The 21,261-nt window shown below is 35.1% G+C and carries 24 protein-coding genes; 9 read left to right on the top strand and 15 right to left on the bottom strand.

From position 1 onward, the window contains the following. Positions 1–8: 8 nt before the first annotated feature. Complete coding sequence (locus tag NADRNF5_RS07510) at positions 9–1,256, bottom strand: cation:proton antiporter (protein WP_048116852.1); 1,248 nt, start codon at positions 1,254–1,256, stop codon at positions 9–11. Between the two features lie 205 nt (positions 1,257–1,461). Here NADRNF5_RS07510 and NADRNF5_RS07505 point away from each other — a divergent pair, with 205 nt between their 5' ends. Continuing rightward, a complete protein-coding gene (locus tag NADRNF5_RS07505; RefSeq protein WP_048116848.1) occupies positions 1,462–1,764 on the top strand; it encodes a hypothetical protein in 303 nt (100 codons plus the stop codon). A 32-nt stretch (positions 1,765–1,796) separates the two neighbouring features. Here the strand turns inward: NADRNF5_RS07505 and purM are convergent, their stop codons facing one another. The 3 genes from purM to NADRNF5_RS07490 are packed head-to-tail and all read right to left on the bottom strand — an operon-like array spanning position 1,797 to position 3,964. After that, the gene (gene purM / locus NADRNF5_RS07500) at positions 1,797–2,819 is read right to left on the bottom strand and encodes a phosphoribosylformylglycinamidine cyclo-ligase (RefSeq protein ID WP_048116835.1); all 1,023 of its coding nucleotides are present in this window, start codon (positions 2,817–2,819) and stop codon (positions 1,797–1,799) included. 49 nt (positions 2,820–2,868) lie between these two features. Then, on the bottom strand, positions 2,869–3,594 hold the full coding sequence (locus tag NADRNF5_RS07495) for a proteasome assembly chaperone family protein (RefSeq protein WP_048116832.1): 726 nt from the start codon (positions 3,592–3,594) through the stop codon (positions 2,869–2,871). A gap of 22 nt (positions 3,595–3,616) precedes the next feature. Continuing rightward, positions 3,617–3,964, bottom strand: a complete 348-nt coding sequence (locus NADRNF5_RS07490) for a helix-turn-helix domain-containing protein (protein ID WP_048116830.1) — start codon at positions 3,962–3,964, stop codon at positions 3,617–3,619. A gap of 176 nt (positions 3,965–4,140) precedes the next feature. Here NADRNF5_RS07490 and NADRNF5_RS07485 point away from each other — a divergent pair, with 176 nt between their 5' ends. Next, positions 4,141–4,722, top strand: coding sequence for a P-II family nitrogen regulator (locus NADRNF5_RS07485; RefSeq protein WP_048116828.1), 582 nt, complete (start codon positions 4,141–4,143; stop codon positions 4,720–4,722). Positions 4,723–4,943: 221 nt separating this feature from the next. Here the strand turns inward: NADRNF5_RS07485 and NADRNF5_RS07480 are convergent, their stop codons facing one another. Next, positions 4,944–5,273, bottom strand: a complete 330-nt coding sequence (locus tag NADRNF5_RS07480; protein ID WP_048116825.1) for a P-II family nitrogen regulator — start codon at positions 5,271–5,273, stop codon at positions 4,944–4,946. Between the two features lie 117 nt (positions 5,274–5,390). Between NADRNF5_RS07480 and NADRNF5_RS07475 the strand changes: the two genes are divergently transcribed. The 3 genes from NADRNF5_RS07475 (at position 5,391) to NADRNF5_RS07465 (ending at position 8,142) form a co-directional block, all read left to right on the top strand. Beyond that, entirely contained in the window at positions 5,391–6,710 is a 1,320-nt protein-coding gene (locus tag NADRNF5_RS07475) for an ammonium transporter (RefSeq protein WP_048116823.1), read from the top strand. Between the two features lie 3 nt (positions 6,711–6,713). Further along, positions 6,714–7,085 carry a DUF6659 family protein gene (locus NADRNF5_RS07470; protein WP_048116820.1) on the top strand — a complete coding sequence of 124 codons (372 nt, stop codon included), beginning with the start codon at positions 6,714–6,716 and terminating at the stop codon, positions 7,083–7,085. A gap of 121 nt (positions 7,086–7,206) precedes the next feature. Next, positions 7,207–8,142 carry a calcium/sodium antiporter gene (locus tag NADRNF5_RS07465; RefSeq protein ID WP_048116817.1) on the top strand — a complete coding sequence of 312 codons (936 nt, stop codon included), beginning with the start codon at positions 7,207–7,209 and terminating at the stop codon, positions 8,140–8,142. Between the two features lie 20 nt (positions 8,143–8,162). On the opposite strand, the gene NADRNF5_RS07460 is transcribed toward NADRNF5_RS07465, so the two are convergent. The 6 genes from NADRNF5_RS07460 to NADRNF5_RS07435 are packed head-to-tail and all read right to left on the bottom strand — an operon-like array spanning position 8,163 to position 14,799. Next, positions 8,163–9,521, bottom strand: coding sequence for a TldD/PmbA family protein (locus NADRNF5_RS07460; RefSeq protein ID WP_048116813.1), 1,359 nt, complete (start codon positions 9,519–9,521; stop codon positions 8,163–8,165). Beyond that, positions 9,522–10,781 (bottom strand): 5-amino-6-(D-ribitylamino)uracil--L-tyrosine 4-hydroxyphenyl transferase CofH, encoded by a 1,260-nt coding sequence (gene cofH / locus NADRNF5_RS07455; protein WP_048116808.1) that lies wholly within the window; start codon positions 10,779–10,781, stop codon positions 9,522–9,524. Next, positions 10,778–11,947, bottom strand: coding sequence for a 7,8-didemethyl-8-hydroxy-5-deazariboflavin synthase subunit CofG (cofG, locus tag NADRNF5_RS07450; RefSeq protein WP_048119353.1), 1,170 nt, complete (start codon positions 11,945–11,947; stop codon positions 10,778–10,780). The genes cofH and cofG overlap by 4 nt, the downstream gene beginning before the upstream one ends. Positions 11,948–11,988: 41 nt before the next feature. Next, positions 11,989–13,131 carry a S1C family serine protease gene (locus NADRNF5_RS07445; RefSeq protein WP_048116804.1) on the bottom strand — a complete coding sequence of 381 codons (1,143 nt, stop codon included), beginning with the start codon at positions 13,129–13,131 and terminating at the stop codon, positions 11,989–11,991. 38 nt (positions 13,132–13,169) lie between these two features. Continuing rightward, the gene (locus NADRNF5_RS07440) at positions 13,170–14,378 is read right to left on the bottom strand and encodes a glycosyltransferase family 2 protein (RefSeq protein ID WP_048116802.1); all 1,209 of its coding nucleotides are present in this window, start codon (positions 14,376–14,378) and stop codon (positions 13,170–13,172) included. 4 nt (positions 14,379–14,382) lie between these two features. Then, on the bottom strand, positions 14,383–14,799 hold the full coding sequence (locus NADRNF5_RS07435; RefSeq protein WP_048119344.1) for an SRPBCC family protein: 417 nt from the start codon (positions 14,797–14,799) through the stop codon (positions 14,383–14,385). 172 nt (positions 14,800–14,971) lie between these two features. Between NADRNF5_RS07435 and NADRNF5_RS07430 the strand changes: the two genes are divergently transcribed. After that, complete coding sequence (locus tag NADRNF5_RS07430) at positions 14,972–15,169, top strand: hypothetical protein (protein WP_237089238.1); 198 nt, start codon at positions 14,972–14,974, stop codon at positions 15,167–15,169. 38 nt (positions 15,170–15,207) lie between these two features. Continuing rightward, entirely contained in the window at positions 15,208–15,537 is a 330-nt protein-coding gene (locus NADRNF5_RS07425) for a tRNA-binding protein (RefSeq protein ID WP_048116797.1), read from the top strand. Between the two features lie 167 nt (positions 15,538–15,704). Here the strand turns inward: NADRNF5_RS07425 and NADRNF5_RS07420 are convergent, their stop codons facing one another. Continuing rightward, entirely contained in the window at positions 15,705–16,265 is a 561-nt protein-coding gene (locus tag NADRNF5_RS07420) for a TATA-box-binding protein (protein WP_048116795.1), read from the bottom strand. Between the two features lie 129 nt (positions 16,266–16,394). Between NADRNF5_RS07420 and NADRNF5_RS07415 the strand changes: the two genes are divergently transcribed. Both NADRNF5_RS07415 and NADRNF5_RS07410 read left to right on the top strand, forming a co-directional pair. After that, complete coding sequence (locus NADRNF5_RS07415) at positions 16,395–17,525, top strand: DUF1512 domain-containing protein (RefSeq protein WP_048116793.1); 1,131 nt, start codon at positions 16,395–16,397, stop codon at positions 17,523–17,525. Then, positions 17,522–17,704 carry a hypothetical protein gene (locus NADRNF5_RS07410; RefSeq protein WP_048116791.1) on the top strand — a complete coding sequence of 61 codons (183 nt, stop codon included), beginning with the start codon at positions 17,522–17,524 and terminating at the stop codon, positions 17,702–17,704. Before NADRNF5_RS07415 ends, NADRNF5_RS07410 begins: the two co-directional genes overlap by 4 nt. 127 nt (positions 17,705–17,831) lie before the next feature. Here NADRNF5_RS07410 and map read toward each other — a convergent pair whose 3' ends face one another. From map to NADRNF5_RS07395, 3 genes are all read right to left on the bottom strand, one after another. Further along, on the bottom strand, positions 17,832–18,728 hold the full coding sequence (gene map, locus NADRNF5_RS07405) for a type II methionyl aminopeptidase (RefSeq protein WP_048119341.1): 897 nt from the start codon (positions 18,726–18,728) through the stop codon (positions 17,832–17,834). 84 nt (positions 18,729–18,812) lie between these two features. Next, positions 18,813–19,943, bottom strand: a complete 1,131-nt coding sequence (locus NADRNF5_RS07400; RefSeq protein ID WP_048116789.1) for a hypothetical protein — start codon at positions 19,941–19,943, stop codon at positions 18,813–18,815. Next, positions 19,931–21,148 carry a response regulator gene (locus tag NADRNF5_RS07395; protein WP_048116787.1) on the bottom strand — a complete coding sequence of 406 codons (1,218 nt, stop codon included), beginning with the start codon at positions 21,146–21,148 and terminating at the stop codon, positions 19,931–19,933. The genes NADRNF5_RS07400 and NADRNF5_RS07395 overlap by 13 nt, the downstream gene beginning before the upstream one ends. Positions 21,149–21,261 lie beyond the last annotated feature (113 nt).

Below are 21,261 nucleotides of genomic sequence, written 5' to 3'. Positions count from 1 at the left end.
CTCGCTGTTTATTCTGGTTTTTGCTCTATACTTTGCTCGGTAGCGCCAGTATTGTTTTTCTGTTCTTTTCTGTATTCCATCTTTAACCATAATGGTGTGATGATTGTTGTTACTGCTACCATGATGATGATTGTAGAATAAACTTCTGATGTCAAAATCCCTGCCGTTACTCCTACACCTGCAACAATAAGTCCTACCTCTCCTCTTGAGATCATTCCAATTCCCACTCGCATACCTTGTTGTTTGTTTTTCAAAAATAGGATTGCTGGAAGGCCACAACCAAATAATTTTGTTACAACTGCAACTACTATCACTATTCCGCTTAACATTAACACATTCAAATCCACTGCCCTTAGGTCTACTTGTGCGCCGATAATTGCAAAGAATAGGGGTGCAAAAATTAATCCAACTTTTCCAATGTAGTTCTCTACTTTTTCAAATACTTTGGTAGTTGATAATGCCATTCCGACTGCAAATGCTCCTACAATCGGTGATAGCCCTATGGATCCTGCAAGCGCTGCTGCACCGAAGAATGACGCAGTCGCAATACCTTCCACACTGCCCTTTGCTTTCCATAATCTTGGTGTGATGATTTTTGGAATTATGACTACTGCTACTATGAGCATTATTGCAAAGAATCCCAACACTTGTAATATTGTGATGACTACTTGACTAATCTCTATATCTTCTACTCCTCCACCGGATCCTGCAATAGATGATACTACTGATAACACTGCAATTGCTAAAATATCATCTACCACTGCAGCACCGATGATGAGTCTTGCTTCGGGTGTTTTTATTTTACCAAATTCACTTAGAACTTGAATTGATATTGCAATACTGGTAGCTGTCAGTGCCGTTGCAATAAGCATTGATTGTAATGCATCAAAGCCAAACATTTGAAAAACCACAAGACCTGCAAAGAATGGAACTATTACTCCCAGCGACCCAACAGTAAACGATGCTTTCCCCCCTTTGAGAAATTCTTTTGGTGTCATCTCAAGTCCTGCCATAAACAAAATTACGATTGCACCCATCTCTCCGAGAATTCTAATCTCGTCGTTGATCTGAAGTAATTGCCTACCGTCAACAACAAAAAATGCTCCTAATGCAAATGGTCCTACTATCATTCCTGCCAAAAGCTCACCTAAAACAATTGGAAGTTTTAATCTGAGGAAAAGTTCTGCCATTAATTTAGCTGCAAAAAGAAGAATTCCTATACCGATAATTGTCTCAATTAGATGCGCCTCTGCCATTCCTATCTTACTACTTTCTGAGAATCTATCATATAAGCTAAATCAGGTTGAAAATAATTTTGTTTTTAGTAAATAAAGCAATTTATGTAAATTTGCTGAGAATGTGCTAGATCTACCAAATGCTTTCACGAATAACATGTATTGTTAAAAATCAATTCTGAGAAATAACCGAATACCTCTTTAGTTAAATTCATGGTATACCAATATGTCATCTGTAGGTGGAAAATCTAATCCAACGTCAAGTAAGAACTCTATTTTCATTATAGCTGGAATTATTGCCTTGGGGGCAGGTCTTCTTTTTGCATATTTGATGTTCTATATTGCACCTGCAGAAACTATGGAACTAGTTAAGATAATTGCAGTTACAGAAGATGGCTGTATTGGAGAAACTATGGATGGTTTTGCAGTAAATATTGGTGATTGTAATTCAGAACCTGGTCAATTTGTTAATGCTCTAGTAGATCAAAAAACAAAGGAACGTGCCGCATTGATGAATCCTACAAATTAATTTCTTATCTTTATCTTTTGGGAAATTGATTCTTATGCAATTTTAATAGAGTTGACAAAAACACCTTTCTTGGGAATAATTCGTCCTATCTCTTGACTTGATATTTTGTGTTTTTTGAATATTGATTTGATTCTAGTTGCCTGGCTTTTTGGTGCAACTACACAGAACCCTACTCCCATGTTGAATGTCTTGTACATCTCTTCAGGTTTTACTCCTTGTTCCTCAACTAATCCCATGATTGGTGGAATTTTTGGCAAAGAATCAATCTTGTATCCTATTTTTTTGAGGCGTAATAGTTTGGTGAATGCTCCTCCAGTAATGTGGGCTAAACCATTCACTTTACATTTTTGAATTATCTCAAGTACTGGATTTGTATAGATTTCCGTTGGTTTTAGTAATGCATCGCCCACTGTTCCAACTCCTTTAACTTTGTCCTTTACTGAATATTTTGTTAATAGTGCTTTTCTTGCAAGTGAGTATCCATTTGAATGAATTCCGGAACTATTTGCACCAATAATCACATCTCCTGTTTTTATTTTATTTCCCAACACCAGATCTTTTTTCTCTACTAGCCCTACAACCATTCCTGCCAAATCAAATGCAAATCCTTTCCCTTCAATTACATCGGGCATTATTGCAGTCTCTCCACCTACAATTGGCATTGAAGATTTCTTTGCACCTGTTACTAATCCCTCTACAATTTTTTTGAATATTGTTACATCATTTTTGTTTGCAGCAATATAGTCTACAAACGAAATTGGTGTTGCTCCAATACAGATTATGTCATTAACATTCATTGCAACACAATCAATTCCTATGGTGTTGTATTTTTTCATCATGTTTGCAATTACTACTTTGGTTCCGACACCATCTGTATGTGTGGCCAAAAGTTTTCCTCCTGGAATCTCTACAATTCCTGCGTAATGTCCAAATCCATGTGCTATCTTTGCTTTTTTCTGAAGCTTGTGAGTTGATGCGATTAATTTCCCAATTGCCTGCTGGCTTTGTTTAATTTTAGAAATGTCTACTCCTGCTTTTTTGTAGGTTAGGGTCATAGTTTGATGCCTATTTGCTGTGAATAAAAGAATTTGCCTGCTATTTCGATCACATATACATTCCAGCTATCTCTTCTCTATGCTCAACATATTTCTGAGACAATTCACTGAATTCTGTGTGAATTCTATCTTTTTCATCTTGGAGTTGTTTTGTATTAATATCCATGTCATAAAATCGATTTATGGCTTCAATTAGCGTAGCAGCTGCTCCTGAATCCGGTGCCACTTTGTTTGCTTTTGCTAATAGTGTTACTCCTTTGATTTCTCTTACTAGACATTCATTTAGTATTCCTCCTGGAATTCCAGTGATGAATCCTTGAGGAATCATACTGATGTCTTTTTCTGCCATGGTTCTTACCAAATCTTCTTCTGCTGCACAATATGCTTTGTCGTCGTGCTCTGTACTTGCAACACCATCTAGAATCACAATTTCTTTTGATCCTTTTTGCGCTGCCCAGTCTAAAATTGATTCCACTAAATAGTACAATCCTTCCATTCTCAAAGTTATTTCACAAATTATTGCACAAATCGTTCCATCTTGATTTGCATAAAATCGGAACGGATGTCGAAGCCTTCCTCTCATGAATACTGTTGATGGTGGTAGGTATTTTGATCTCATCACTCCTATTTGTTTCATTTCTAATTTTTCAATAATGTGGTTTATTGCAAGAGGGCCTACCAGACCTGCTCCTACAAACCCTGCAAAAATTATTGGACTGTTTAGTTCTACTTTCTTTATCTCAAAGACTTCGGCTTCTGGAAATTCTTTCTGCACTGCTTACGTCGATTTGTTCTGTCTAATTACTTTTCTGCATAAACAGATTCAACATAGTTCGTCCTTTGTCTGTGATTGTATAGATCATGTTTGGACCTACTGCTTCTTTTTTGATAAAGTTGTAATCCACACATAGATGTAGATAGTTTAGAAATGACTTTTTCATTCTGATTTTTGATTTTGAATACAAATCAGAAAATGTCATTGGGTTTCCTCTTAATTGATATAGCAACTTTATCAAAGACAGTGTGCTAAAATCTCGTGTTCTTGCTTTTACCGCATCGAGAACTTGTTCGTCTCTTTGTATGATAAAATCTCCAAATTGGTCTGCCACTTCTAGTGGTACGTATGTTAGTCTTGCTCGCATCATACCGTATCGTACGGTACATTACCTTATTAGTCTTTAACTTGAGCTTTGCTTGTCTTTCTAGCTGGTTTTTTTACACCTTAATTGTGCCTGTTTTTCTTCTAAATTCTACTGCGATCTAATTTTTAATTGTGAACATAAACAATCCTGATAAATAGAACCTTTTTTTGAAATTATTTGTGAAAAAAATAGAGGCAATAATCAAGCGAAAAACTTTCACCACAATTAAGACTAATCTGAGTGTAATGGGGACATATGTAATTGATAAACGAAATTTGGATGATAGTGATATTTATGATGAGGTAAAAGGTTCTCGAATTGGTTCTACGGGAATAAAATCCGTTCCTTTGGCAAAAATTGAGATTGTTGTATCTGACAAAGATGCAAGAAAAGTTGTAGAGATGATTTCAAAAAATTCTGGTCTTTCATCTGATCATGGTGGAAAAATCTTTGTTTCTGAGATGGAAGAAGTTGTAGATATGGAAACACTTGATGCAAAACAAGACTTGGAGGTTTCTTTAGAAAAAAAAATAGAATCTAATGCATTACCTAAACGAAGTAGATTTGTTCCGTTACAGAAATTTACTTTACATAAACTGCAAACAGTTTATGAGATAAACAAAGAAAAACTCAGAGATGATTATAGGATAAAATCTTTTAGTGACTTTGTAAATTACTGTATTGTAAAATCACTGCCAACTTTGGAAAAACAATTGAAGAACCCAACTGTTGTTTATGAAAATACTTTTGGCGACTATTAGATATAAGGTCCAAACAAAGCTAATCCTACCAAAGTCATTCCAACTGCTGCAAGAATTAATTTTGCAATAAAAATTTTTGAGAGTTTCATAAAACTAAACCGACAAGTAATGGTACTATAATTACTCCGCACATTACGGCAACTTTGAGGTAATCTTTACGTTGAAGTGGTTGCATCTTTTCTCTGCGAAATAATTTACTTTTACGTAAATCCATTGTAATTCTAAATTGTATTTTCCCCTTCGTCACCGGTTGCAATATCTACTGCACGTAAAATCTGAGAGACAAAAATTTTCCCAACTCTTCCATTATCTTTGATAATTCCTATAACTTCATCTTCCATGGCATCTGTGATAATTGCCTCGACTCTATATTTGTCGTTGAACTGTGGTGTGAAAATCTCACTTCCTTTTGATGCGTGAATTTCCGGACCTGGTCTCTTTCCTCTTCCTCTGACTTTGGATACTGTGAGGCCTCCTATGCCGATCTTTTTTAGTCCTTCACTGATCGCCATTACATCATTTTCGCCTAATATGACTTCGATTTTGAGCATTTAGTAATCATATTGTCCCTTACACAAATATAATTTCTGATTTTGATAACTAAATGATAATCATTTGGTAATCGATTTTAGACATTGTTATTAGTTTTGAATTAAATCCTTTCAATAATGGTACTTGATTCTGGGGATACAGCATGGATGCTCGTAGCTGGCAGTCTTGTACTTTTAATGATTCCTGCGTTAGGTCTCTTTGAATCTGGTCTCTTAAGAAAAAAGAATGCAGCATCAATTTTCATGCAGATATTCTTTGGTTTGGCTTTACTTAGTGTAATGTGGTTCGTGTTTGGATTTAGTTTATCATTTGGTGACTCTACAATGGGTCTGGTTGGAAATATGGATTGGGTCTTTCTCAAAGGCGTTCCTTCTGATGCTCCATTAGAACAATACGCTCCAACAATTCCGGGTGTGTTGTTTGTAAAATTCCAGTTAATGTTTGCAGCAATTACCCCTCTATTACTTACAGGAACAATTGCTGAAAGAATGAAGTTCAGTTCTTTTATCATATTCATTTCTGCATGGTCTATGCTGATTTACTATCCTCTAGTCCATTGGGTCTGGGGTGGCGGTTGGCTAGCACAATTAGGTGTAGTTGACTTTGCAGGAGGTATTGTAATTCACACTAGTGTTGGTATGGCAGCTCTTGCTGCCGCACTTGTACTTGGTAGAAGAAGGCATTATGGCCCCGCAATTATGATTCCTCATAGTATTCCACTTGCAGTTCTTGGTTCTTCATTATTGTGGCTTGGTTGGTTTGGTTTCAATGCAGGAAGTGCACTTTCAGCATCAGGTGGTGTTGCAGGAAACACTGTAATAGTTACTCACATGGCCTCTTCTGTTTCTGCTTTAATTTGGGCTGGCCTTTCTTGGATTAGAACCGGAAAGCCATCTGTTGTAGCTACAATTAATGGTGCTATTGCAGGTCTTGCCGGAATTACCCCTGCATCTGGATTTGTAAGCGCAGAACATGCATTTGTAATTGGTATTGCAATTGGTGTTATCTCGTATTCTGGTGTAGTGCTATTCAAAGAAAGATTGAAGATTGATGATGCACTTGACGTGAGCTCTGTCCACGGAGTTGCAGGAATTGTAGGTGCACTTGCAATAGGAATTTTTGCAAGCACTGCGATTAACCCTGGAGGTGTTGATGGATTACTATTTGGTAATCCTGATCAATTATGGATTCAAGCCGTAGGTGTTGGGGTCGCGGCTGCAATGGGCTTTGGTGGTACTTGGATAATTCTACAAGTGTTGAAGCATCTAATTGGCATTAGAGTTTCACCTGAAGTTGAAGATGTCGGTCTAGACATAAGTGAGCATGCTGAATCTGCATATTCTGATGAAGAGGAGTTCATGTTGGATATGGATGACTATACAGATGAGTTGCAAGAAAAAGATGAAATCTTATTCAAAAAGAAAAAAGATCGATGAAATATGGCGATAAATTATGAAAAATTATCAAAAGAAGTTCTTGCTTTAGATTCACAAGTAAGATTTGCGGGGGTTGCAAACAGCAAAGGTGAGCTAGTAACTGGAGACCATAATGAGAATGTTGAGGGCATGTTATCTGAAGATGAGGTAAAAATGTCTATTCACTATGCATTACAAAAAAGAGAGCTTTACACTAACTTGGCCTACAAAATTGGCAAAGAAACATCTTCTATTACAGAATATGAAAAAGTGACAATGATTAGCATTCCAATTAATTCTAGTGAATTGTTTATGGTTAGTACGGAACCTAGGGCTGACTATTTGAAGATCATTGATCATGTACGCTCTGCACTAGATTCGCAAAAAGAAGCCTAATTCTGAAAACTCTCATATCGTTTTAAGCCTGTAAATGACTTTGAAAATTAGCTTGAATTGTTAGAATTGTGAAATTATGGTAAATCATTGAGTTTAAACCATCATACTTGGAAATCCAACTATGGATGTAGTGATCAGTGCTGTATTGACTATAGCTGGATTAGTAATGCTGTGTTTTGGGGGGAATTGGTTAGTTAGTGGCGGTGTTTCAATTGCCAAAAAATTTAGAATTAGTAATCTTGTCATTGGAATGACTATTGTTGCATATGGTACATCTACTCCTGAACTAGCTGCCAGTGTTGCAGCAGCTGGCGAACACAGTGCAATAATTTTAGGAAATATCATTGGAAGTAATATTGCAAATGTTGGGATGGTTATTGGTATTTCTGCAATTCTTGTTCCGATTGCAGTAAGTAAATCTGTTTTACGAAAAGAAATTCCGATAATGCTTGGTGTTTCTATTTTGTTAATTTTGATTTCAATTGATGGGGAGATCTCTTCATATGATGGAGTTTTACTACTTGCTGGATTGGGAGTTTTTGGATATTATACATTCAAAGATGCAATGAAACATAGAGAAGAAAAAATAGAAACATCTGAGCAAATCAAAAATAACATTTATCTGAAATCTTTTGGATTAATTGGGATTGGGATTGTTTTTTTGTATGTTGGCGCAATTCTAACGGTAGACAATGCTGTAATTTTGGCGCAAGAATTTGGTTTGTCTGAAAAAATAATTGGCCTGACTGTAATTGCAATTGGAACATCTCTTCCAGAATTAATTACTTCGCTAATTGCCATAAAAAAAGGGCATGGGGATATTGGAATTGGCAATATCATTGGAAGCAACATATACAATATTTTGATGATCATGGGTGTTGGTGCAACACTTGGCGGTGTAATGATTGCACCTGATGTTTTCATTGATTATGCTATCATGATAATCTTTAGCGTTTCATTATTACTTGCCATGAAAACTGGAGTGATTAATCGCATAATGGGTGGTTGTATTGCTGTAGGCTACGTGGCGTATCTGATATTTGCATTTTTTAATTAATTTGTGCCTATTTTTTAGCACTAAATTGATTTTACTGAAATATTTTCGGCCTTTATTGACGGTGTGATTGATGGCAGTGATGCCCATTGAATCACATTTCTTTGGTTATTTCCAATCTCTGAAATATTTTTTAGCATTGCTCCGAGATTGTGAATTATTCTAACTGATTTTCCAGGACCTTTTATTTCTCCGTTCTCGATTATTTTGATTCCGCTCCTTGCAGTACATGAAAAATCGCCCTTGATTGGATTTACCGCATATGTGTACCATAATCTTCCCACTAACAATCCCCGTTTGGTATCTTTGATCATGTCTTCTTGAGAACTTTTACCTGCATTGATTTTTAGATTGTGTGGTGCTGCAATTGGGATTGGCTCTGAACTTTTTCCCAATGGAGATCCTAAACGTAATGCATTTCCAGAGGAATGTCTTTCTTCTTTGTAACTATCAAAAATATTCGAAAAAGTATTCTTGAAAATCCCTTTATCTATCAAACTTTGCTTCTTTGTTTGAATTCCTTCATCATCAACTGATTTTGTTCCAATTCCTTCTAGTGCATATGGATCGTCGATGAGACTAAGCTGTTCTACTGCAATCTGCTCTTCAAAATTATTTGAGAAACAACTTTTCTTTTCTGCAAATGTTTTAAAATTAAAATTTGCTGCTACAACAAATGCCAGCAATTCTCCTACTGAATATGGCTCAAAGATTATTGAATAAACATCTGAATCAATTTTTTGGGGGTTTATTGATTCTAAACACATTTTTTTTGCATCCATGCCAATTCTTTCAGCTGAAAAATGTGATAACGTTCTGCAACTATCGTGTCCAATTCCTGATACTGGTGCCCTCCCAAATTCTGATTCTGCATTAATTATTCCTGAAATGTATGTGGCCTTTTCTTTGAGATTTAATCCATTAGAATTTTCAAGTTCAAAATCATCTGAAACAATATTGAGTGAGCCTGTAATCGAATTAATTTTATCGTTATTAGTTGCATTTATCATGGATTCAGCGATATCAATTGATTTTGATCCTGAAATCTTCTCAAGCCTTTCATCATATGTGCCATCTAATTTTTCTGATTGCGCTTTGGAGGGCAATCCTTTCCAAAATTCCCTTGGTCTAAGATTTGTCAGTGTTTTTAATGATTCATCAATTAGATCCTTAATCTCATGATAATTTGTAGTTTGAATTGATGCTATTTTCTTTTTGTGAATTAATCTAATGCCGTAACTTTCATCAAAGTTTTGTTTTGTTTCGGCAATCTCAGAATCTGTAATGCGTACCGTTGTAATCTTTTTTTTCAAAATAACTACTTCACATTCATCGATTCCAATATTCTTTGAATGATTTAATGCCTCATCTAAGGCAGACATTTACTTTTCTCTTGGATTTTTGTATTTGAATTTGTTTATTTTTATCAATTCTACATAAGAGCCAAATTGTGATGCATCTGATACTTTGTCTAGTTCCTCATCTGTTTCTTCGTCTGAATCAAACTTTTTTAGAATTTTATAATTGGTATTTCTTTCTGCAGGTATTCTTCCTATTTCTTTTATCATTCTTCTGATTTCTTTTGGTCTTAATAATTGCCCGTGCTCTGATCCTGCTGATGTTGAAATGCTCTCATTGATGAGTGTGCCGCCAAAATCATTTGCTCCCCACATTAGCAATAGCTGTGACATTTTTTGTCCTTCCTTAACCCATGACATTTGTATATTGTCAATTGAATTGTTTAGCATTATTCTTGCAACTGCATGTGTTAGTAATACATCGTTTCCACTTCCACCTTGCCTTATTCCCTCATGCAATTGGTGTTTGTACATTGGTGCTTCTGTATGGATGAAATTAAGCGGAACAAATTCTGTGAATCCTCCCGTCTCTTTTTGAATTTCCCTTAATTTTGCGATGTGGTTTACTCTTTGCTCAAGTGTTTCTAAATGACCAAACATCATAGTTGATGTGGTACTAATTCCCATTTTGTGAGCGTTCTTGATTATTTTCTCCCAATTCTCAACTGTTATTCTTCCAGGAGAAATAACATCTCTTAGTTTTTGATCAAGAATTTCAGCTGATGTTCCTGGAAGCGTATCTACTCCTGCCTCCTTCATTCTTTTTAGAAATTCTTCAATTGATGTTTCTGATCTTGATGCCCCATAAAGAATCTCTTCGGGAGAAAATCCGTGAATATGGATATCTGGAATCTCTTTTTTAATCTCTCTGCAAATATTCTCATAAAGATCTCCTTTCATGTCCGGGGGTAATCCTGCTTGAATGCAAACTTCGGTTGCCCCTAATTGATGGGCCTCTTTTGCTCTACGAACTATTTCTTCTGTTGGAAGAAAATACCCTTCCTCTTCACGAAAATCTCTACTAAATGCGCAAAACCCACACTGTTTAATGCATACATTTGTGAAATTGATGTTTCTGTTAACCACATATGATACAATATCTCCTACTCTTCTCCTTCTAATTTCATCTGCAACTAGTCCTACTAAATGAAAATCGATTCCAGTTGTTTTGAATAGTTCTAAACCCTCTTGAGCAGATACTTCCTTGTCTGACAATGCATTGTTAAGAATTTCAGATACGATTGGATCAGCGTTTTTCAAAAGCGGTTCTATGTTAATGGTCATCTCCAATACTCCTCCTTTACCAATCCTTCCTCATTTTCAATCACTGCCATCTTATCTCTTAACTCTTTACTAATAAAAGACACAAATTCTGGATATACTGGGAATCTGCATTTCAATTCAAATCCTGCATTCTTAGAATCACTATCTACTTTGTTAATTTCTGGCCATGCAAATTCTGGATTGACAAAATCAGGAGTTAACGGTGATATTCCTCCCCAATCGTTTATTCCAACAGACAAAAAACTCTGATAAGATTTTGGTGATAGGTTAGGGGGAATCTGCATGTTCATCTCAGGCATTATTATTCTTGATAGTGCAACAATCGTTTTGAAGTATTTTTCATCAGCTGATGGTTCATTTTTCATTATAGTGTCTGATTTTGGTTGAAAGTTTTGTAAAATTATCTCTTGAATATTTCCATATTTTTCATGCAGTTCTCTAATTGCTAAAATTGAATCAATTACCTCTTCGATGGTCTCACCTATTCCTACTAGAATTCCTGTAGTCATCGGAATTCCTAGTTTTCCAGAATTCTCAAGCACTTGCATCCTAGCCTTTGGTCTTTTACTTGCTGCAAGATAATGTGGCATCCCTCTTTCAGTTAGCCTTTCACTGATATTTTCAAGCATTATTCCCATTGACACGTTTGTTTTTTTCAATTCTCTCATCTCTTCAAAACTAAGATTTCCTGCATTTGTGTGTGGGAATAGTCCTAACTCTAATGCAATTTCTGATGAATGAATTAAATATTCTGCAGTTGATTTGAACCCGTTTTCTTTTAACCAGTCGCGTGCTTCTTGATATTTTTGCTCAGGTTGTTCTCCTGTTACAAAGAGTGCTTCAACACATCTGTATTTTTTTGCTAACTGCATTAATTCCAAAATTTGCTGTTTTGACATTAAAGATAGTTTTTCTTCTCCTGGCTCTGATTTGTATGTGCAATAAGAGCAAGTATCTTTACATAAATTTACGATATTGAAAAATGCTTTTTTTGAAAATGTTACTGTGTTATTTTTGAATTTCTCTCTTAGATTTTGAGCCGCTGAAAAAAGCTCGGTAGGATCATTTACTGCATTTTGATAGATTTCAGAAATATTTTCACGAGATATGGTTTTATTCTCTAAAACTTTGTTTAAACTCTCAGAGTTTAAGACAAGCTTGTTCAACAGAATCATTCCTGACTAGAAGTATTTATTCTTGTGTTATCCTAATTGCCGTTTGGTCTTTCATCAAGAACAACTGTTACATTTGTTGTTCTACCATCTCTTAAAATCTCTAAAACCATCTCATCACCAATGCTTTTTGCTCTTTGAAGATGTATCAAAATATCATCAATTTTCCTAACTTCATTTCCATCCACTGCAAGAATGATGTCTCCTCCAATTGCATAACTTACTCCGTCAACCTCGATTGTTTTATCTGATCCAATTAGGCCAGCTTTTGATGCGGGACTATCTTCGACTACTGTGACTACCATGAATCCCACTGCATCATTTAACTCCAAAACTTTTGCCAAGTCTGGATCAATATCTCTTCCTGAAATTCCAATCCATGGGTGCTTGTATTCTCCTTTTTCAATGATAATTGGTACAATTTTTGCTACAGTCTGTGAGGGTATTGCAAATCCGACTCCTGTAAATTCACCTGTAGCTGATTGAATTGCTGTATTTATTCCGACTATGCCTCCGCGCATATTTAGCAATGGGCCTCCAGAGTTTCCTGGATTGATTGCCGCATCTGTTTGAATGACATCTGGAATGGAATACCCGTTTCCTGATGGTAATAATCTCCCTAGCTGACTCACAATTCCTGCAGTCATTGAACCTGAAAGTCCAAATGGATTTCCAATTGCAGCTATTTGCTCTCCCACTTTGAGATTTGAAGAGTCTCCAAGTGATAGAGGATGTAAAAGTTGTAAATCTGCATTGACCTTAACTACTGCTATATCTGTAAATTCATCTGAACCAATTATCTCTGCATTGTATGATCTTCCATCTAGAAATGTGATGACGACTTTGTTTGCATCCCGTACAACATGAGCATTTGTAATAATGTGCCCCATTTTATCAAAAACAAATCCTGAGCCTACCCCGTTTGTAATGTCTGCTGTTTCACTTCTTTGCACATTAACTCTAACTACACCCGGTTCTGATCTTTCAAAAATTTCAATTAACGATAATTTTTTTGCATAAAGTGGAGTTTCTTCACCTACTGTACTTGGTGAATGTCCGTTGCTAACTATGATCTCTGGTTTAATTGATTCAGGAGGGGAAATGAATAACACTGTAACTATTACCAGTACAATTGCAGCCCCTATTGCGCTGCCTGCAAGAATTCCAGATTTGTCCATGAGATTTTTATTTTTCTATTTTGTATCTAAAAGGTTTGCTATATGCTGATTGAACTTTGAGTGTGATCTTTCATAGAATACCTTCTACCCCTCCACATTACTGATTCGCTTCTTTTTGCTTGCAATAACCCACTTAGAAATCCCAAAACTACTGCCAAACTACCTAATGGTGCAAACAATGCATGAATTAATCTAAGATGTAGTCCAAGCTTTACTTCGATAATTGCTGCTGCATAGATGAAACTTGATGCAATTGCCGAAGAAATACAAAGAATCTTTGTAGACATTGCCTCGACTGGTAGGGATATCGACACTGCAAATATTGGAAATGGTACAAACAACAAAAATAGAGTTGCAAAAAAACTACCAATTGCAATCTTCCCACTTTGTAAATATAGTGGAATCATTAGTCTCTTAAGAGCATTCCATAATGTGCTTTTGTCTCTTGCCCATACTGCATCAATTAGGTGATCTCCTCTAACTAATTTCATCTTATGCCCTGCCTCCTTGACTTTTTTGCCTAGTGCACCATCTTCAATTATTTCATGTTTGACTCCTTCATGCATACCTACATTTTCGTATGTCTCTTTTTTCAAAATGAAAAAACTACCAAAAAAATAGCCTGTCTTTTTTGCAGGATTATTTACATTCAATGCAGAAAATCTACTGTGTAAAAATGTCGATATCATGGGAAGTGTGATTTTTGTCCAAAAATCAAATGTGAGCATTTTGGGAATTGCAGATAATGCATCCAAATTAAATGAAATTAAGTGTGCAACTGATAACGATATCACACTTCTAGAATGCTTTGTATCTGCATCAGTAAATAACAAAAGTTCTCCTGTTGCTTTCCTAAATCCCTCCATACAAGCCCAATTTTTTCCCATCCATCCTTTAGGTTTTGGTCTTGCAATAACTGGAATTACATTAGAATGTTTTTCTGCATATTCTAAAATAATTTTTTGTGTATTGTCCTCTGATGAATCATCGATTACTATGATTTCATAATTTTTGTAATCTTGATCAATTAACGAGTCCAGACATTTACTGATAAACTCTTCTTCATTTCTTGCTGGAAGGATAATTGATACCTTGGGGTTGGACACTGATATATCTTCAAATTTATCAAGATATGGAGTTAATCTAAATGAGTCCACCATGGATTTGATTAGAAAAATCCATGCGCCGCAAATTCCAATTAAAATTGCAGTTAAAGAATAATTGATAATCTCAAAAATTAGTTCCATCTATTTATCGCTCTATCTCTTCTTTGATACTCTGCATTGCTTGCTCTGTTCCACTCTTGATGTGATTTTTAATTATGCCTGTGAACATGCTCATCATTCCAGTTAGTTTAATGTCCCATGCAGTTTGCAGGATTGTCTTGTCTCCATTTGGAATGATTGACACAATCTTCTCACCATTTATGATGCCTTTTGTGAATTTGGCCTCTATTCTCTTTTTAGGCTCTAGTCTTACTTCTTGAAGACATTTTTGATCCCTGAACGCTATTGTAATTTCTCGTTTGATAGTGTCTCCTTCTTTTGATAAATTTTTGACTTCCTTTGTCCCCTTCCAAAATTTCGGCTCATTGTCAATATCTGAGACTATCTCCCAAACTTTCTCAGGTGTGGCATTAATCTCTACTTTGACATCAATTGTAGCCATGTACAAAATCATTACTGCCGCATTAAATATATTAGATTCCAACTACACTTCAAATAGACTGTGATGGGCAACATGCCTAAAATCCGGAACAGTAACTCCAGTTCCAATGGCGTTTGCCATTCTTCCGTCACAGTCACTTAAAATTTGAAAAAAAATGAAACCCACAAAATACATGCCAAAAATTGGAACACTGGACGGAGCTGGTTTTTGGAAAAATTCCTATGCTCACCAGCGTGGGAAATTATTGAAAAAAGTAAATGTTCCAGAAGATCAGATAATTGCACTGGTCAACAAAAAGTACATGGAGCTTCCAGCTGCTTTAAGATATGAGATTGAAACTAGTGGAATAGACAAAAAGGAATTACAGTAAATGCGAATTTATTTTAACAGGAATAATTAGTGTTTATCATGCCAAACATATCCTATGATGATTTTGCAAAATTAGACATTAGAGTTGCAAAAATTATTTCGACTGAGCCTATTGAGGGTAAATCAAAAATCATCAAGGGTTTGATTGATTTGGGTAATGATGATAAGAGAGACGTAATTATTGGCGGTGCTCAGTATTATCAACCTGAAGATATTGTGGGAAAGACTGTGATTGTAATTGCAAATCTAGAACCAAAAAAGATGGCAGGTGTTGAATCAAATGCAATGCTGTTGGCAGCTGATGTTGATGACAAGCCCTTTTGGTTAACAGTCAATGAAGATGTTCCATTGGGAAGTCCAATCAAATAATTTTTGAAGAGGAGTCCAAATTACCTCCACTTCATCCATATTTTTAAAGTAGGTTCTTTGGGAACCATTTTTTCAGAATTGGATGATTGTTATTACAAAATTTGTATAAAAGGTAATTTCTTTATAAGCAAATTGGAAAAATTAATGAAAATAGATTTGATTTATGATTAATCATAAATCATTAGGTTCTTTTCTTCTAGCAATGCATGCAAGTTGTTGACAGATCTGTATACGTCTGGCTCTTGCTTTGCTCCTGTGCAGACAAGTTTTCCTGATGAAAATAATAGAATTACTGTCTTAGGATCAAGCATTCTGTGAATAAGACCTGGAAATTGTTCTGGTTCGTACATACTTCTAGGTAATGTTCGTGCTGCTTGCTCTAAATGGATTTTTCCACCCAGATTGATTGATGCTACAATATTTTGAATTTGTACTGTTGCATCTTTTTTTACTTTAATTCCGCCTTTTCGAAGTTTTTGAACAACTGTCTTTACTGCTTTTCTTGCCATATCTTCAGATTTGGAACCAGTACATACCATTTTACCTGAAGTGAAAATCAAAGTTGCCGTTTTTGGTGTCTTTAATCTAAAAACTAGTCCTGGGAATTGATCCGGATGATATTCTACATCTGGAAATGTTTTTGTGATTTCATTCAAGTCCATCTTCTGGTCTACAGAAGCCGAGGCTACAACATTTTCCACGCTTACAATAGGTTTTGTTTGTGGCATATTCAGGTTTTTTGTATTTGAACTATAATAAAAGCACTCGCCAATTTTTTACTCTACTTTACTATTTTTTCTAATTTTTGGATGGATTTTGACCATGAGACGAATCATTTAATTTAGATTTGACGATCGATGAGTTTAGTGAATTTTACCAGTTTTGATTTTGAACAGCTATTTGCGATGAGTGATGATACAAACCCACTTATGATGTTGATTTGGATTTTACCAATTTTCTTTTTTGTGTTTTATGGTCAACGAATTCAACTCTATGTGACATCAGGTGAAATTAAAAAAGGAATTAAAAAACTTGATGAATTTCGAAATGAATCAAGAGATGAATTGATCAGTTATGTGAATAAAAATTTGAAACCTGCAGATGATCCAATTCCAAAAATTGACCGCTTTATAGATTATTTTACAATAATGCCAGTTGAAATGGATCCTAATGGGATTGTTGATAAAGTCCAACATATTGTTAGGTCAAGAGAAGACTACACTCGAGAACACGTTAGATCCCTTTCTCCTCAAATGAGTGATATTGAATTGAGCAAAGCTCAAACTTTGCTTGAAATTGCTTCATCGCTACAAATGATTTACAAAATAATTAATCACATGTATCTTACTGCAAAAAAACAAAACAATTATCCATTAATTTTGCCTTTACAGATGATTCTTCCTTTTATTATGGAGCAATCTGAGGCAATGAAAGAAGCAATTTCTGTATTTAAGAAAGGCCAACCAGTAGGTGATGGAATTGGTCCGATGATTGTTGGAAAAATGATGTTAGAGAGAGAAAAAGAAACAATTGCATTTCAAACAACTCTTGTAAAATCTGAATTTGAAGGAAGAAAATTATTTCTTGTAAAAGCTGAGGGTCCTGGCTCGACTGTTGGGCGTCCTGCTGATGGCTTGGAGAAAATTGTTTCTGAAAATAAAATTGATGCAATAATTATGATTGATGCTGCATTAAAGATGGAAGGTGAAGATTCTGCAACTGTTGCCAGAGGATTTGGTGCTGCAATTGGTGGAATTGGAACAGAAAAATTTCAAATTGAAGCAATTGCTACATCTAAGAACATTCCTGTATTTTCTATTGTTGTAAAACAATCCGTAAAAGAAGCAATAACTTTGATGACAAAAGAAATTGCAGATACTGCTGATAGTGTGCGTGAACAAGTAAATGAGATGATTCGAGAAAATACAACTCAAGGCCATTCAATTGTAATTATAGGTGTGGGAAATACTGGTGGTGTACCACAATGATTTTCAAAAAGAAAAAAATTACTCTAGAATACACTGTTGAAAAATGCTCTAAATGTGGAGTAGAAGAAAAAAGAAAATATTCTGAAGGCGATGTGTTATTTTCTCAATGCTCAAAGTGTACTTCTTGTGATGGTATGATGATGATTGAGAAAATTTTTGGTGAATCTCTAGAACAATAAATTCTAATTACTTTGTTCTAAATTTTAGGTTACATGATGGGCAAAACCATGATACTGTCTCTCCTTGTTCTTTGAACATAAATCCGCCACATTTAGGACATGGTCTTACTTCTTCACTCAATTTACTCTATGGTGCTTTTGTAGTTACGGTCACTCCGTCTTCTAATGGGATGAATGTATGTTCTGCTTGAGCTACTCTTTGTTCATTTACTTCAATTAGAATGGGATATGCTTGAACTGCTTTCTTTTTTATCAAAATATTTAGTAATTCCCTTGCTTGCTTTTCTTCCCATTCTTTTGTAATCCATCTTAATGCAAATGGCAACATGTTGAATTCCTGCCAGATGAAATCAAGTAGTCTGTCAGCTTCTGCATCTTTTGTTCTCTTTCGTGTATTAATTGCAAAAATATTTTTGATTTGTCCATTCCTTACAAACCCTCCCCCTTGCTCTGTGGTGACAAATGGCTCACATGCATATGCTGAATTATCTGAAAGTGAAAACCCTCCAATTGACCAAATGTTTGGAATTGATTTTCCGGCATGAATTGTATATTGTTCTAATGAATGTCCGCTGAGATTTGCAATTGGTTTGTATCCTCTTTGTTTTATTGTAGTTTCGATGGTGCGTCCAATATCGCTTGCTTTTACCCCTACTTTGATCATCGACATTGCATTGCCTAGGGCTTCTTCGGCTGCCTGAACTAGTCCATCAAATTGAGCATCATAGCAGACAGTAACTGCAGTATCTGCAATGTGCCCGTTAATTTGAGCCCCAAGATCAATTTTTACCAAATCCGTATCTTTGATTGTAATTGGGTCATTTGGTTCAGCCGTGTAGTGTGCTGCAATTTCATTAATACTTGCATTTACCGGAAATGCACATTTCGCTCCTCGCTTTTTGATCTCACTTTCCACTTCTTCACAAATATCATATACTGATTTTCCAATCCAGTCTTTTACTCTGACCATTTCTCTTACTTCGGCAGCAATCTTTCCTGCTTTGAGGTAGTCTTCTAGTTGCACATTTTTGTTCATTTAGTTGCCTTTAAAATGATTATCTCAGTTGAAAGGATCTTTACAAAATTGCTGGCAAATATGATGATGTGGTTAATCTCTTATGGCGCCATTTTGAATTAATGCTGTCATCCCATCAAAAAATATTCTATCGCCTATTTTCTCTTGTTCCCATAATGTCGCTCTGTTTTTGAACCAAATTGGAATTTCGGTTGATTCTGAATCAGGTGATAGTGAATCGGTGTTAAATGGAACGTACTCTAAAACACTGTGTATCTTATTTTCTGCAGTAATGACTTGAGATTCGTTGAAATCTTTTTGCATCTTTTTATTAGAAAAACTTAGAATTGAAAACCCATTAGGAATTTCTAATTCTATAGTATTGATTTGTTTATTATTTTTTATTGGAACATCTACAATCTCTTTAATTGAATCTAAATACATTTGATCATCGATTATTCCATTTACCCACCAATTTGTAATTTTACGTAATACTTCTTTGACCACATGTGATGAATATAGATCCTCTGGCAAATATTTTATTGATTTTTGATTAAATATTTCAGGAATTGGCGCAAGTACTGAATGATCGTCTCCTGTTACATCTGAATGTATTTCTGCAACCATGCTGTTACATTTTTCGTCAGCTACAATTCTCTTAACACAGATATCATAATCAGATTTAAAATCAAGAATTCTTACTATTGATTCAGAATTATATCCGTGATAGGATAAAATGAATTGAGATAATTTTTCTGATATTGACCAAGAAAATTCAGTATGGTCATATGCAGAGCTAAATTGTGGAGGGGTTGTAGCCATAATTACATGGTTATCTATTCTAAGTGAACCAAAATGCGCATACATACCATTGTACCCATATTTTAGAAATAAATCCTGTCCAATTCTGTCATCAAAAACTATGATATTCAAATCAACGTCTGAAAATGTTTTGTCAAAAAATTCCCCCTGAAACAAGCATTCAGAATCTAATTTTTGATTAGTTATTTTATAAATTGCAAAATACTTTTCCACAATCTCTGTCATGTCTTTTACTTTACGTTCTTCTGAAACATTACATCCTTTATCTGATAGATAGATTAACTGCCAAGTTAATCCGCTTTCATGTGATTGAGAATACCCTTGACTGGATGCTAATGTTGCAAATAATGTGATGGCCAACGGTAAGAGGAGAATTCTTTGATTGAACTTTATTTTAAACACCTTGTAATTTGCTCAATGTCGTAAGGCTTGTAGATGACGTCTGCGGGTTTTACCTCTTTTAGTTTTTTTGTTGTTTCAGGAGATTTATCTGCTGTAACCATAATGATTTTTGCTTTGGGTTCAATCTTGCGAATCTCATCTAGTACATAAAATCCATCCACATCAGGCATCATGATATCAAGAAATACTGCTTCTGGACGAATCTTTTTGAATCTCTCAATTGCCTTTTTACCAGATGTGCATCTCTCCACCGTTGAAACTCCTTTTATCTCCAAATAATCTGCAAAAATATTCACTGCGTCTGCATCATCATCAACTACTAGAATCGTTGACTGCTTTTGCGATTTCTTTCCTTTTTTATTATTTTTCTCCTCTATTACAATATCTTCTCCTGATTCCCAAAGAAACTCACACAAGCTTTGCATGTTTTTGATAATGTCATTTGAGTTTGTAACCATGACTGATTCATCATTGATGTTTTTGTTTTCTTGAGATGACGTATTTCCTGACATCAACACTTGTGTCTCACTGCAAAGCAATCGTCCTGGTGAGGGAAGGGTAACAATTTTGAATTTATTTATTCCTAGCCTTTTGATGTATTCAAGTTTCGTTAAAAGTTCTGGTCCTGTCATTAATTTGATATTTGTATTATTTTTTGTTGCTTTTTTGATTACTTCTGGAATTGATGTATAATACATTCGAATTATATCTGATAATGTCACCACAATGAATAATCTATCATTGGTTTCTTCGATAATTTTTGCCATTTGATCATAAATATTATTCCTGTTTGAAACTATAGTTAATTTTGGAAGTCCAATTTGTGGCTCATTTAATTTTAAGCGTGACAAAATTTTTAAAAACTGCGAACTGTTTTTTTCTAAATGCTCAACTTTTTGTTTTTGTTTTAAAATTATATCTTTTAGAATACTTTCTGGCTCATTTGCTGAAAATTTGATTGGTGATGAAAGTGTTGAGGTTGCAAATCCGAGATTTTTCAAATTTTCTAATATTTTGTATGTTCTCACTCTATCAATTTTTGTAAATGCACTAATCTCACTAGCTTTTGCTGATCCTAACTGTGCCAATCCTACATATGTTTGAGCCTCGTCTTCCTCCAAACCAAAATCCTTGAGAATTGTAATCTCATCATGCTCTTCACTCTGTTTGAAATCATCGTCTAGGGAGATATCTTGAACCTGCATATGGAACTTTTACGTCATTTTTGCTATATCATTAGATGTGTTTACATTATTCACAAACAATCAAGGCTTTTCTTCAAATATTCATGCCTATAATTCATTATTATTTTATGAAA

It is taken from the genome of Nitrosopumilus adriaticus (assembly GCF_000956175.1).
GTDB lineage: Archaea > Thermoproteota > Nitrososphaeria > Nitrososphaerales > Nitrosopumilaceae > Nitrosopumilus > Nitrosopumilus adriaticus.
This window is presented reverse-complemented; position numbering and strand designations above follow the sequence as displayed.

Coding starts and splice junctions, on each gene's coding strand:
- NADRNF5_RS07510 (WP_048116852.1), bottom strand. CDS start 1,256: ATGGCAGAGGCGCATCTAATTGAGACAATTATCGGTATAGGAATTCTT.
- NADRNF5_RS07505 (WP_048116848.1), top strand. CDS start 1,462: ATGTCATCTGTAGGTGGAAAATCTAATCCAACGTCAAGTAAGAACTCT.
- purM (WP_048116835.1), bottom strand. CDS start 2,819: ATGACCCTAACCTACAAAAAAGCAGGAGTAGACATTTCTAAAATTAAA.
- NADRNF5_RS07490 (WP_048116830.1), bottom strand. CDS start 3,964: ATGATGCGAGCAAGACTAACATACGTACCACTAGAAGTGGCAGACCAA.
- NADRNF5_RS07480 (WP_048116825.1), bottom strand. CDS start 5,273: ATGCTCAAAATCGAAGTCATATTAGGCGAAAATGATGTAATGGCGATC.
- NADRNF5_RS07475 (WP_048116823.1), top strand. CDS start 5,391: ATGGTACTTGATTCTGGGGATACAGCATGGATGCTCGTAGCTGGCAGT.
- NADRNF5_RS07470 (WP_048116820.1), top strand. CDS start 6,714: ATGGCGATAAATTATGAAAAATTATCAAAAGAAGTTCTTGCTTTAGAT.
- NADRNF5_RS07465 (WP_048116817.1), top strand. CDS start 7,207: ATGGATGTAGTGATCAGTGCTGTATTGACTATAGCTGGATTAGTAATG.
- NADRNF5_RS07460 (WP_048116813.1), bottom strand. CDS start 9,521: ATGTCTGCCTTAGATGAGGCATTAAATCATTCAAAGAATATTGGAATC.
- cofH (WP_048116808.1), bottom strand. CDS start 10,781: ATGACCATTAACATAGAACCGCTTTTGAAAAACGCTGATCCAATCGTA.
- NADRNF5_RS07445 (WP_048116804.1), bottom strand. CDS start 13,131: ATGGACAAATCTGGAATTCTTGCAGGCAGCGCAATAGGGGCTGCAATT.
- NADRNF5_RS07440 (WP_048116802.1), bottom strand. CDS start 14,378: ATGGAACTAATTTTTGAGATTATCAATTATTCTTTAACTGCAATTTTA.
- NADRNF5_RS07435 (WP_048119344.1), bottom strand. CDS start 14,799: ATGGCTACAATTGATGTCAAAGTAGAGATTAATGCCACACCTGAGAAA.
- NADRNF5_RS07430 (WP_237089238.1), top strand. CDS start 14,972: ATGCCAAAAATTGGAACACTGGACGGAGCTGGTTTTTGGAAAAATTCC.
- NADRNF5_RS07425 (WP_048116797.1), top strand. CDS start 15,208: ATGCCAAACATATCCTATGATGATTTTGCAAAATTAGACATTAGAGTT.
- NADRNF5_RS07420 (WP_048116795.1), bottom strand. CDS start 16,265: ATGCCACAAACAAAACCTATTGTAAGCGTGGAAAATGTTGTAGCCTCG.
- NADRNF5_RS07415 (WP_048116793.1), top strand. CDS start 16,395: ATGAGTTTAGTGAATTTTACCAGTTTTGATTTTGAACAGCTATTTGCG.
- NADRNF5_RS07410 (WP_048116791.1), top strand. CDS start 17,522: ATGATTTTCAAAAAGAAAAAAATTACTCTAGAATACACTGTTGAAAAA.
- NADRNF5_RS07395 (WP_048116787.1), bottom strand. CDS start 21,148: ATGCAGGTTCAAGATATCTCCCTAGACGATGATTTCAAACAGAGTGAA.